The following is an 11,510-nucleotide window of genomic DNA, read 5'->3' as shown; positions in this document are numbered from 1 at the left end:
GGTGGCCGCGCCTAACGTGCCGCCCATGGCGAACAACACATGGTCCAGGCAGGAACTCGAAGAGGCGTATCAGCGGTGGTTCACCACGATCAACCGCGCGGGGTCGGGGGAGGGGAGCTGGCGGGACTTCCTCGAATTGTTCACCGAGGACGTCGTCTATCACGAGCAGATGGCCGGGGAGCTGAAGGGCAGGGAAGGCATCTGGGCGTGGGCCGAACCCAGCCTGGCGCAGTTCCCCGGCTCGCACACCGAGAGTTTTCCCGAGCACTGGCATGTCATCGACGAGACCAACGGGACGATCGTCGCACGCCTCGACAACGTGATGAGCGATCCCGGTGACGGAAGCCGGTTCGCGGCCCCGCACATCAGCGTCCTCGACTACGCCGGTGGCGGGAAGTTCTCCCAGCAGCGGGACGTCTACGACGTGACGACCTTCCTGGACCTCATCAAGGCGTGGGGGCGTCGTGCGATGGAGCTGGGGACCTTCGACGACGAACAGCGGGCGTGGTTCGCCGCGGTGTACCCGGAGACCGTCCCCGACTGACCGTTCGGGCGGGGTGGTCCACTGAATGGGAAGGTCCCGACCGCCCCGCCGTCGAACACTTAACGTACCTCTGTACGCGGCTCTGTGATCCAGCTCACGACGAGCCTGGCTGGCCGCCCACCACGTTGTCGCACAACGTAACTCAGCACCTCACGTTCCGGAAGGTTCACCGATGACCACTCCAGTCGATGCCGTCGCAGCTGCCGTAGCCGCCGCGGACGCACCCACATTCGAGGCCCGCAAGATCGCGTCGGGGTTCTCCTGGCCGGAATGTCCGCGCTGGCACGACGGGGCGCTCTGGTTCTCGGACATGTACACCGGGACGCTCAAGACCCTGGACGCAGAGGGCAACGCGACCGTCGTCATCGACGCGAACGGACGCGCGGCCGACACCGATGTCCCGATCACCCTGGGCGGTTTCGGTTGGCTGCCCGACGGTCGGTTGATCGTGAACTCGATGCACGAGCAGAAGGTGCTCGTCCACGGCGGCAACGGGATCGACGATCTCACCGTGTACGCCGATGTCAGCGGGTTCGCGATCAAGGCCGTCAACGACATGGTCGTCGACGCCGACGGTCGTGCCTACATCACCCAGCTGGGTTTCGACATCTTCCAGGGCGAGACCCCGATCACCTCGCCGCTGATCGTCGTCGAGCCCGACGGTACCGCGCACGTGCCGGCCGGTATCCCGGAGCTGAACTGCGGCAACGGAATCGGTATCAGTGCGGACGGTTCCAAGGTCTACGTCGCCGAGGTCATGGCGCAGAAGATCACCGTGATCGATCGTGCCGCCGACGGATCACTGTCGAACGCAAGGGATTTCGCCACCTGCCCGTTCATGCCCGACGGCATCGGCCTGGACGAGGAGGGCGGCGTCTGGGCGGCGATGCCCGGCGGCGGATACGTCGCACGCTTCACCGAGGACGGCCTGACGGACGCGGTGCCGATGCCGCTCGAAGGCGGGATCGCCTCGGCCTGCCTGCTCGGTGGATCCGATCGCAGCACCCTCTACATGACGGTCGGCTACGAGGTCTTCGACTTCGAGAAGTCCGCACGTGAAGCGCTCGGCGCGATCTGGGTCGCCGACGTCAAGAACCACGGCGGCCAGACGCGCCCCTGAGCTCCGACCACCCACCTGTTTCGAACCGATTCGAGGACGACAACATGACAGCACAACTCGACTTCACCGATCGCGTCGTGATCGTGACCGGCGCCGGCCGCGGCATCGGCCGTGCACACGCCCTTCTCCTGGGCTCGCGCGGCGCCTCGGTCGTGGTCGGCGACCTGGGCTCGACCACCGACGGCTCCGGCGTCGAGGCGGGTGACCCGGCCGCCGACGTCGCCGCGGAGATCACCGCCGCCGGTGGGAAGGCGGTGGCGGTCGCCTCCGACATCACCACCGACGAGGGCGCGCAGGCGCTGGTGGACGCGGCGATCTCGAACTTCGGACGGATCGACGCGGTCATCAACAACGCGGGCATCGTGCGGGCGGCACCCTTCCGCGAGGTGCCCGACGCCGAGTACCAGCGCCACCTCGACGTGCACTTCCTCGGACCGATGCGTCTGCTCCGTGCCGCGTGGCCCCATCTGCTCGACTCGCCGGCGCCCCGCGTGGTCAACACGATCTCGCAGGCGATGCTCGGCAACCCGGGAATGGCCCACTACGGCGGTTCGAAGGGCGCACTGTTCGGCCTGACCCGAAATCTCGCGCTCGAGGGCCTCGAAGCCGGCGTGAAGGTCAACGCGATCGCACCGGGCGCAGGCACCCGTATGGCCGAGGCCGCCGCGGACACCTTGTCGCCGGAGATCATGGAGTACATGCGGACTCAGCTCCTGCCGGAGCACGTCGCTCCCGTCGCGGCGTTCCTCGTCCACCCGTCCTGTGAGGTCACCGGCGAGGTCTTCAACGTCGCGGGCGGGATCGTCAACCGGCTCGCACTGGTCAACACCACGGGCATCCACGACCCCGCCCTCACCGTCGAGACCGTCGCCGAACAGTGGGACCAGATCATGTCGATCACGCCCGAGGCGATCCCGCAGGTCGTCGCCCCGGCGCAGATGCCGGTCTGACCGCCACCGAACGTTCCCACAGCCCTGGAGTCCTGACATGAGTACCGAAACCACCGCCGGCGCAGCCGAGCTGGACGAGGCCTACACGGTCTATCCGTTCTCGCCGGTGTCCCCGTCCGAGGCGGCCCTGCGCTACAAGGCGATCGCCGAAGACCGGCCGATGACCAAGATCACCATGCCCTACGGCGGCGAGGCCTGGATCATCCACCGCAATGCCGTGGCACGCGAGATGCTCGGCGACCCCCGATTCGTCCGCGAGCCCTTCCGTACCGGTGAGCGGGTGGTGCCCTACTTCGTGGAGTTCCCCGACTTCCTCAAGACCACACTGCAATTCGAGGACCCGCCGCAGCACACCAAGCTGCGCAAGCTCGTGCAGAAGTCGATCTCGCCGAAACGGGTCAAGGCGATGCGGGATTCGGCGGTCGAGTTCGCCAACAAGCTGATCGACGACATGCTCGCCAAGGGTGCGCCGACCAACCTGGTCGACGACTACGCGGTGGCGCTGCCGATCCAGATGCTGGCCAACCTCATCGGCGTGCCGCCGGAGGATCGACCCAAGTTCCAGAAGTGGAGCTCGGCGACGCTCGCGGTCGCGAACATGCCCGAGGAGGAAGCCACCGCCAACATGACCGAACTGGTCATGTACATGTTCGCCCTCATCGAGGAGCGCCGGAAGAATCCGCGGGAGGACCTGCTCAGCGACCTCACCAACGCGCAGGACAAGGACGACACCCTCACCGACGGTGAGATCCTGTCCGTGGCACTGGTTCTCATCATCGGCGGCTTCGACAACACGGCCAACTTCATCTGCGCCGGGGTCCTGTCGCTCCTGCACAACACCGACCAGCTCCGAGTGCTGCTCGAGGACATCGACGGGGTGACGCCCACCGCGGTCGAGGAGATCCTGCGTCATGGGCGCTTCGAGCTGAACGGCAAGGTCGGCGGCCCCAGCGGGCTGGTGCCCTTCGTGGCCACCGAGGACGTCGAACTCGACGGCCAGCTCGTCCGCAAGGGTGAGGCGATCATGGGCGACCCGGCGTCGGCCAACCACGACGGGGCGGCGATCGACCACGTCGACGCGTTCGACATCCGCCGGCAGTCCAACCCCCACCTGACACTGAGTTACGGCATGCATCACTGCCTGGGTGCTCCGCTGGCCCGGATGGAGATGCAGGTCGCCATCGCCGAGCTGTTCCGCCGCCTTCCCGGCCTGCAGCTCGCCGGCGACCCGGTCATCAACAACGACAACCTGACCCAGCCGATCGTCGACCTCCCGGTCAGCTGGTAGGAGGTCCGCATGCCCAAGGTGTTCTACACACAGCCCGACGGGGCGGTGAAGGTGATCGACGGCACGGCGGGCGACTCGGTGATGGCGACCGCGGTCAAGAACGGGGTCAGCGGGATCGTCGGCCAGTGCGGCGGCACCCTGTCCTGCGCGACGTGCCACGTCTACCTCGATCCCGAAGAAGCTCACCTGTTCCCCGAGATCAGCGAGGACGAGGACGACATGCTCGACTGCACGTCGTCGGATCGCGAGGACACCTCGCGTCTGTCGTGCCAGCTCACCCTGGCCGACACCGACCTCCACGTCACCATCCCCGATGAACAGGTCTGAGGTGACGCCACACAGCGTCGCGGTCGTCGGTGCGTCGCACGCCGCAGTTCATCTCGCGGACCGGCTGCGCACGGACGGTTTCGCCGGCCGGATCGCGTTGTTCACCGACGAACCGCACGTGCCCTACCATCGGCCGCCGCTTTCGAAGGGGTTGCTCAAGGGCGCGATCGATCCCTCGACGCTGTCGTTGCGGGCGGAGTCGTACTTCGACGATCAGCGCATCGATCTGTACCGGCGCACCCGCGTGACGGGAGTGCGCCGCACCGGTGACGGTGTGGTGCTCGCGCTGTCCGACGAGAACGGCGACCGCAGTGAGCGGTTCGATCGACTTGTCCTCGCCACCGGCGCTCGGGCCCGTCGCCTCGCACTGCCGGGTGCCGACCATCCCGACGTCCTCGTCCTCCGCGACCTCGACGACGCCGATCTGCTCCGAGAGCGGGCCACAGCCGGTCCGGCGGTGGTCATCGGCGGCGGCTTCATCGGTCTCGAGGTCGCCGCGGGTCTCCGTGCCGCCGGTAGCGACGTGACGGTCATCGAGACGGCCGATCGTCTGCTGGCCCGTGCGGTCGGGACCCACACCGCGGCAGCGCTTCTCAACGCGCACGAGTCGATGGGAACCGTCGTCCTGCTGGGCCGGCGGCCCGTCGAGATCGTCCGGTCCGGCACGGATACCGACGACGGCGGCCCGGACCGCATCCGGGGCGTGCGCCTCGATGACGGCGTGGTCGTTCCCGCGGCGACGGTGATCGTCGGGATAGGTGCCGAACCACGGACCGAACTCGGGGAGATGCTCGGACTGGAGTGCGACGGTGGGATCGTCGTCGACGACAACTGTCTGGCCTCCGACGGGTGGACACTCGCGATCGGGGACTGCACGATTCACGTGTCCGCGAGTGGGCGGCGCTACCGGCTGGAATCCGTCGACAATGCCACCGAGCAGGCGAATACGGCGGCGGCGATCCTTCTCGGTGCCGAACCGGCGACCCGACCCACGCCGTGGTTCTGGTCCGACCAGGGGGCGCAGAAGCTCCAGATCGTCGGATTGTCCGGCGGCCACAGCGAAGTGGTGCACCGCACCGACCCGAAGCGGCCCGACCGTCAGGTGTCGTTGTACTTCTCCGGCGGCCGGCTGGTCGCCGCGGAGTGCCTCAACTCGCCGGCCGATTTCATGACGTTGCGGACCGCACTGAATCGCGGTCACCGTCCACCCCCGGAGCTGTTCGCGGACGAGAGCGTCCCGATCAAGAAGCTGCTGGCGCCCGCCCGCGCCTGAGCGTGGGGATCAGTGCTTCGCCGCGGGCACGGGATGGCGGAAGCGCGCGGCGACCAGGGCGCCGACCTCGGCGAGCGCCGCACGACCCCGCGCCACCGACGGCGCCTGCATCGCGAACCCGTGTCCCACACCGGGATAGCGCAACTGGGCGGTGGGCACACCGGCCTCGCGGAGACGCTCTCCGAATTCCTCGATGCCATCGCGCAGCGGATCACCGTGTCCGACCGCGATGATCGCAGGCGGGAGTCCGGAGAGGTCGGCGGCGAGCGCAGGTGTCCCGTACTCGTCGTCGAGTGAGGAATCGCTGCCGAGGTAGAGATCCTTCATCCAGTCGATGTCCTCGGCGGTGAGGAACGGGCTGTCACCGAATTCGCGCATCGACGGCCGATCACGACGCCGCTCCACACCGGGATAGAACAGAACCTGCTGGGCGATGGCCGGTCCCTGCTCGTTTCGGCTGCGCAGCGCAGTTGCGGCGGCGAGTCCGCCTCCCGCACTGTCGCCCCCGACGCCGATCATCGACGGGTCGACGCCGAGGTCGGCCGCGACCCGGTGGGTCCACACGAGCGCCGCGTACGCGTCGTCGTTTCCTGCGGGATAGGTGTGTTCGGGCGCGAGCCGATAGTCGACGTTGACGATGACGGCGCCGGTGGCCTCGGCCAGGTCGCGGGCCAGGCGGTCGAAGGAGTTCAGCGACCCCATGATCATCCCGCCGCCGTGATACCAGACCAGCGCTGCCGCACCGGTCTTCGGAGCGGCATGCGGACGATAGATCCGGACCGGGACCGGGGCGCCGTGGCCCTCGGCGACCGCGTCGGTGACCGAGAACATGTCCGGGCCGGGTGGGCGCACGATCGATTCCAGACTTTTCCGGATGCCGGCCACGCCTTGTTGGCGAACCGACTTGGCGCCGGCAGCGGCCATCCGGTCGACGATGGCCGCCAGGTCGGGATCCCACGGTGATGTCACGGCCGGCCACCACCCAGGATCATCCCGGTGTTGGCCTCGCCGCCGCGCCGGTGCTCGTCCATCAGCTCGATGAGGCGGGCGTTGTCACCCTCGGCCAGGGCGTCGATCATCTCTTTGTGTTCCCCGCACACACGTTGTCGTCCGGCCGGGTCGTACAGGTACGCAGCGTGATAGGGCATGGCGAGTTTCCAGAGCCGGCGCAGTTCGGCGACCACCAGGTGAAGCCCGGAGCGCTCGAACATCGCGAAGTGGAAGATCTGGTTCTCGGTGCGCATCGTGACGATGTCACCGCGGTCTGCGGCCTCGGTGATCCGCGTGGCGATGACGTGCATCTCGTCGAGTGCCGCGGCGTCGAACCGGGGGAGCCGACCGAGGACCTCGCGCTCCAGAGCCGAACGCATGAGGTATATCTGGTCGAACTCGTCCTGGTCCAACCGCACGACGGTGTACCCGACATTCTGCCGGTGGGCCACCAACCCCTGAGCGGTCAACTCGCGCAGGGCCTCCCGGATGGGGAGTCGGCTGACACCCAGACGCTCGGCCATCCACTCCTGTCGGATCGGCTGTCCCGGAAGTAGCTCACCGGTCGCCATCATGCGCTCGATCTCGGCGACGACACGTCTGACCGACCGCGACTGTGCGGGTTCGGATGGCGCGGTCGTGTTGCGTCCCATGGTGTCCTTCCTACCCGTCGCCGAACACGCCCGACGACCGGAGCTCGGCCAACCGGCTCGGGTCGTAGCCCAGGGCGGCGAGGACTTCCTCGGTGTGCTCGCCGCGACGTACCGCCGGGCGGGGCGAGCGGTGAGTCGACCTGCTCAACGAGATCGGGACACCGACGCCGCGATACTCGTCGGTGTCGAGGAACAACCCGCGATGCCGGACCTGCGGGGAGGTCAGAGCCTCCGCGACGTTGTTGACCGGGCTCGCCGGGACTCCCGCGCGCTCGAGCCGTTCCGCGAGATCGTCGCGGTCCCACTGCGCGATACGTTCGCCCAGGAGGGCGGCCAACTCGACGCGATGCTGCGACCGCTCGCCGTTGTGCACGAACCGCGGGTCGTCGGCGAGTCCGGGCACCCCGAGAACCTCGACGAGCGAACGGAACTGACGGTCGTTGGCCGCGCTGACGAAGAAGTCGCCGTCTCGAGCGGAGAAGACCTGGTAGGGCACCACGGTCGGGTGGAAGTCGCCGGTGCGCTGCGGTACCGCACCGCCGGAGACCCAGTTCGCGGCATGCGGATGCAGGATGGAGATCACCGAATCGAGCAGTGTCATGTCCACCAGTTGCCCGCGGCCGCTCCGATCCCGCTCGTACAGCGCCAAGAGTATGCCGCTCACCGCCATGTTGGCGGCGACGATGTCCACGATGGGGATGCCCACGCGCAGCGGATTCCCATCGGGGTAACCGTTCACGCTCATCAGACCGCCGAACGACTGGAGGACCGCGTCGTATCCGGGTAGCCCGCCCATCGGTCCGTCGACGCCGAAACCGGTGATACGGCAATAGATCATCCGCGGGTGTCGCTCGGCGAGAACGGTGTCGTAGTCGAAACCCCACCGCGCCATCGTGCCGGCCTTGAAGTTCTCGATCACGATGTCGGCACCGGCCAGGAGATCGGCGAGGACCTCCCGTCCCGCGTCGGTGCGGAGGTCGAGGCAGATGTTCTCCTTGCTGTGGTTGAGGCTCTGGTAGTAGGCGCTCGTGGCGCCCTCGTCCTCGAACGGAGGTCCCCACCCTCGGGTCTCGTCACCCGCGGGCGCCTCGACCTTGATCACCTCGGCACCGTGATCGGCCAGGATCTGCGCCGTGTAGGGCCCGGCCAGGACCCGGCTCAGATCGAGAACCCGCAGGCCGCTGAGGATTCCGTGGTCGATGGCCGACTCGGCGGCACGCCACGCTGCCCGGGGATCGACCCCGGTCTTCTCGTCACCCACGAGATCCGTGCTCATCGGGCACTCTCCGGCGAGGCTTCCGGCGCTTCGGTCCCGGTGATGATGTCCCACGGGTCGGCGCCGCCGTCGAGCACCTGCTCGGCGAGCACATCGGCCCATTCGGCTTCGGTCCCGTGTCGGTCGCGCCATGTCCAGAGCGCCGTCGTCGACCGGCCGAGGCGGTGCTCTGCGGTGAAGCCGATCGCACCGTGGATCTGGTGTCCGGCCGCGGCCACCTCGTCGGCGTATGCCGACGTCACCACCTTCGCCGCGGCCACCGCGGCCCGGGCGCCGCCCGGATCGCGCGAGGTGGCCTCGGCGGCGACTCGTGTCGCGGTCTCCATCATGGTGGTTCGGGCGGCCATCACCGCGAGTCGCTGTTGGATGGCCTGGAACTTGGCGAGCGGTCGGCCGAACTGGATGCGTTCCGAGGCGTACTGCACGGTCAGGTCGTGGACGGTGCGTGCGGCTGCGGCCAGTGCCGTCGAATACGCCAGCGCGCCTCGCAACCGGACATCGGCGGCCTCGAACGGGGAATCGGCGTCGAAGTCGGCCACCGCCTTGTCGAATCGGATGTCGCCGAACGACACCCCGAGCAGGTCCGTGCCGTCTGCGACGTTCACCCCGGGGCCACGGAGGTCGACGATCGCCACCAGCGGTCCGTCGGAGCCGGGTACGAGTACGACCACCGAGTCGGCGGACGTCGCGTGGACGACGTCGCTGACGATCCCGTTGAGTATCAGGCGATTCGCGCCGTCGGCAGTGCGATCGAGCCGCGAGTCCACGGCATCGGCGACCGCGATCGTCGCGGTGATCCCCTCCAGCGGATGGCCTACTGCGCCGGCGAGCCATGAGGCCAGGAGCGCATGCTCGACGTACGGGGTGATCGCCCCGGCCGCGGTCACCGTGGACAGCACGGCGAGCGCGTCCTCGAGATCGGCCCCCTGCCCGTCGGCGTCATCGGGAACATCGAGATCGGTGAAACCTGAGTCCGCGAGAGCTGTCCACAGTTCCGTGTCGATGCTCGTCGGCGGTGTCTCGGCGCCCACGGGAACCCGGTCCAGAATCGAGGTCGTCGCCGCGACGAGTTCGGCGGCCAGGTCGCTCATCGAATCCCCATTCCCCGCGCCACGATGCCGCGCAAGATCTCGTTGGTTCCGCCCCGGAGGGTGAAAGCAGGTGTGTGCAAGACACTTTGGCCGAGGAGGCGCTCCAGCGGGGTGCCTCCGCTCCGGCGTGCGACGACGCCCGACGCGCTGCGTACAGCGTCGACGAGTTCGCCCTCGAACGTCGAGCCCAGGTCTTTGACCATGGCGGCCAGCACATCCGGTTTGTCGCCGGCGGACAGTTCGGCCGCCACGCGTAGGGACATCTGTCGTAGCGCCCAGGCCTGCGCGGTGAGGGTGCCGAGGGTCCGGCGCTGCTCGGGGGTCGCCCCGGTCCCGCGGAGATGATCCGCCCACGCCCGCAACAGCGGCAGTGTGCTGAGGTAACGCTCGGGGCCGGAACGTTCGAAGGCCAACTCGCTCATCACCTGTTGCCACCCGTTGCCCCGGCGGCCGAGCAGCGCCGACTTGTCGACGACGGCATCATGGAAGACCACCTCGTTGAAGTGGGCCTGGCCGTCGATGCTCCGCAGCGGGCGTACCTCGATGTCCGGATGGGACAGGTCGACGAGGATCTGGGACAGGCCCTGCTGCCGGTCCTCCGGGGTGCCGTCGGTGCGTGCGAGCAGGACCATCGCGTGGGAGATGTGGGCGCCGGTGGTCCAGACCTTGGTGCCGCTGATGGTCCAGGTGTCACCGGTGTCCCTCGCCCGGGTGCGGACGCTCGCGAGATCCGAACCGGCATCCGGTTCGGACATCCCGATCGCGAAATAGATCTCACCCGAGGCGATCCCGGGAAGGTAGCGGCGCTTCTGCTCCTCGGTGCCGTTGGCGAGGATGCCCGGGGCCATCTGCCGGTCGGCGATCCAGTGTGCGGCGACCGGAGCGCCGTGGGCGAGGAGTTCCTCGGTGATGACGAATCGTTCGACGGGGGTGCGTCCCCGGCCGCCGTACTCGGTCGGCATCGTCATGCCGAGCCATCCGCGTTCGCCCAGTCGTCGACTGAACGCGGGGTCGAAGCCGGTCATCCAGCTGTCGACGTCGGGAGCGAATGCGCCGCGGGCGATCTCGTCGCGGAGGAACTCGCGGACCTCGGTCCGCAGAGCCTCCAGGGCGGCGTCGTCGACCCCGACCGACGAGCCGCGGGTCTCGTGGAGTGCGGTCATGACCGGCCGGGTCCGCGCGACGACCAATTCTGCCCCTTGCGGGCCATCGACCACATCTGGGTGCCGCGCTCGATCTCGACCGCCGAGTCCCAGGTGACCGCGGGCGGACCGAGCTCGAGTCGGACGCTGGACATGACGCGGCGGGTCAACTCGGGATCGCGTGCGGCGGGTGCGGTGAGTCCCTCCACGATCGCGGGGATGTCCTCGATCGGGGCGGCGGCGTAGGCCAGACCGCGTTCGACGGCCTGTTCGCCGGTGAGTGACTGACCGCATGCGGCGAGCGCGATGGTGTTCGCCCGTCCCATCGCCCGGTTCAGCAGCGTGATGTGTCCGCCTCCCGGGTGGATGCCGCGGGCGAGGAAACCGCTGTCCAGCTTGGCATCCGGGGTGGCGATGAGCAGGTCGACGGCGAGTGCCAGGTTGAGGCCGGCGCCCACCGCGCCGCCGACCACCACGCCGACGGTCGGCACGGGGAGCGAACCCACGCGCATGAAGGCCTTGTAGACCGCGGACAACTGCACGACCGACTCCGGCGAGGCGGGATCGGCGGAGGCGGCTGCGAGGATGCGGGTGTCGGCACCGCTGCAGAAGTAGGTGCCCGCGGCGTCGACGACGACGGCGCCGATGCTGTCGTCGGCGGCGACCTGGTCGCAGAACTGCTCGATGGCGGCGGCCATGTCGAGGGTGATGGCGTTCTTGCGACGCGGATTGTTCAGGGTCAGCCGGGCGACGCCGTCGGTGAACGACGTGATGATCGACGCTGCTTCGTCGTCGGAAGGCTGCGCAATGGGAGCTGTGTCGGACGTCATGCAGGGGAGCGTAGCTGATTGGATTC

At 68.4% G+C, this 11,510-nt stretch carries 12 protein-coding genes; 6 read left to right on the top strand and 6 right to left on the bottom strand.

Annotated features, from left to right (window positions below; translation table 11 throughout):
• The 6 genes from OK17_RS03100 to OK17_RS03075 all read left to right on the top strand — a co-directional run.
• Positions 1-544: nuclear transport factor 2 family protein (locus tag OK17_RS03100; protein ID WP_461416638.1), on the top strand; the 544-nt coding region annotated here is incomplete at its 5' end.
• A 172-nt stretch (positions 545-716) separates the two neighbouring features.
• Positions 717-1,664, top strand: a complete 948-nt coding sequence (locus OK17_RS03095; protein ID WP_461416637.1) for an SMP-30/gluconolactonase/LRE family protein — start codon at positions 717-719, stop codon at positions 1,662-1,664.
• 44 nt (positions 1,665-1,708) lie between these two features.
• On the top strand, positions 1,709-2,614 hold the full coding sequence (locus OK17_RS03090) for an SDR family NAD(P)-dependent oxidoreductase (protein ID WP_005194388.1): 906 nt from the start codon (positions 1,709-1,711) through the stop codon (positions 2,612-2,614).
• A 37-nt stretch (positions 2,615-2,651) separates the two neighbouring features.
• Positions 2,652-3,902, top strand: coding sequence for a cytochrome P450 (locus tag OK17_RS03085; RefSeq protein WP_461416636.1), 1,251 nt, complete (start codon positions 2,652-2,654; stop codon positions 3,900-3,902).
• A gap of 9 nt (positions 3,903-3,911) precedes the next feature.
• Positions 3,912-4,229 (top strand): 2Fe-2S iron-sulfur cluster-binding protein, encoded by a 318-nt coding sequence (locus OK17_RS03080; RefSeq protein ID WP_005194384.1) that lies wholly within the window; start codon positions 3,912-3,914, stop codon positions 4,227-4,229.
• Position 4,230: 1 nt separating this feature from the next.
• Positions 4,231-5,502 carry an NAD(P)/FAD-dependent oxidoreductase gene (locus tag OK17_RS03075; RefSeq protein WP_005194382.1) on the top strand — a complete coding sequence of 424 codons (1,272 nt, stop codon included), beginning with the start codon at positions 4,231-4,233 and terminating at the stop codon, positions 5,500-5,502.
• 9 nt (positions 5,503-5,511) lie between these two features.
• Here OK17_RS03075 and OK17_RS03070 read toward each other — a convergent pair whose 3' ends face one another.
• The 6 genes from OK17_RS03070 to OK17_RS03045 are packed head-to-tail and all read right to left on the bottom strand — an operon-like array spanning position 5,512 to position 11,484.
• A complete protein-coding gene (locus tag OK17_RS03070) occupies positions 5,512-6,471 on the bottom strand; it encodes an alpha/beta hydrolase (protein WP_232716489.1) in 960 nt (319 codons plus the stop codon).
• A complete protein-coding gene (locus OK17_RS03065) occupies positions 6,468-7,145 on the bottom strand; it encodes a GntR family transcriptional regulator (RefSeq protein WP_461416635.1) in 678 nt (225 codons plus the stop codon). The genes OK17_RS03070 and OK17_RS03065 overlap by 4 nt, the downstream gene beginning before the upstream one ends.
• A 10-nt stretch (positions 7,146-7,155) precedes the next feature.
• Positions 7,156-8,421, bottom strand: coding sequence for a CaiB/BaiF CoA transferase family protein (locus OK17_RS03060; RefSeq protein ID WP_232716492.1), 1,266 nt, complete (start codon positions 8,419-8,421; stop codon positions 7,156-7,158).
• Entirely contained in the window at positions 8,418-9,512 is a 1,095-nt protein-coding gene (locus OK17_RS03055; protein WP_461416634.1) for an acyl-CoA dehydrogenase family protein, read from the bottom strand. Before OK17_RS03055 ends, OK17_RS03060 begins: the two co-directional genes overlap by 4 nt.
• Positions 9,509-10,675 (bottom strand): acyl-CoA dehydrogenase family protein, encoded by a 1,167-nt coding sequence (locus tag OK17_RS03050; protein WP_232716496.1) that lies wholly within the window; start codon positions 10,673-10,675, stop codon positions 9,509-9,511. The genes OK17_RS03055 and OK17_RS03050 overlap by 4 nt, the downstream gene beginning before the upstream one ends.
• Positions 10,672-11,484 carry an enoyl-CoA hydratase-related protein gene (locus OK17_RS03045; RefSeq protein ID WP_005194372.1) on the bottom strand — a complete coding sequence of 271 codons (813 nt, stop codon included), beginning with the start codon at positions 11,482-11,484 and terminating at the stop codon, positions 10,672-10,674. Before OK17_RS03045 ends, OK17_RS03050 begins: the two co-directional genes overlap by 4 nt.
• Positions 11,485-11,510 lie beyond the last annotated feature (26 nt).

The sequence above is a fragment of the Gordonia sp. GN26 genome, assembly GCF_054823965.1.
This window is presented reverse-complemented; position numbering and strand designations above follow the sequence as displayed.

Excerpts from the sequence above, each read along its gene's own strand:
- OK17_RS03045 (WP_005194372.1), bottom strand. The coding sequence starts at position 11,484 with ATGACGTCCGACACAGCTCCCATTGCGCAGCCTTCCGACGACGAAGCA.
- OK17_RS03055 (WP_461416634.1), bottom strand. The coding sequence starts at position 9,512 with ATGAGCGACCTGGCCGCCGAACTCGTCGCGGCGACGACCTCGATTCTG.
- OK17_RS03050 (WP_232716496.1), bottom strand. The coding sequence starts at position 10,675 with ATGACCGCACTCCACGAGACCCGCGGCTCGTCGGTCGGGGTCGACGAC.
- OK17_RS03085 (WP_461416636.1), top strand. The coding sequence starts at position 2,652 with ATGAGTACCGAAACCACCGCCGGCGCAGCCGAGCTGGACGAGGCCTAC.
- OK17_RS03095 (WP_461416637.1), top strand. The coding sequence starts at position 717 with ATGACCACTCCAGTCGATGCCGTCGCAGCTGCCGTAGCCGCCGCGGAC.
- OK17_RS03065 (WP_461416635.1), bottom strand. The coding sequence starts at position 7,145 with ATGGGACGCAACACGACCGCGCCATCCGAACCCGCACAGTCGCGGTCG.
- OK17_RS03090 (WP_005194388.1), top strand. The coding sequence starts at position 1,709 with ATGACAGCACAACTCGACTTCACCGATCGCGTCGTGATCGTGACCGGC.
- OK17_RS03060 (WP_232716492.1), bottom strand. The coding sequence starts at position 8,421 with ATGAGCACGGATCTCGTGGGTGACGAGAAGACCGGGGTCGATCCCCGG.
- OK17_RS03080 (WP_005194384.1), top strand. The coding sequence starts at position 3,912 with ATGCCCAAGGTGTTCTACACACAGCCCGACGGGGCGGTGAAGGTGATC.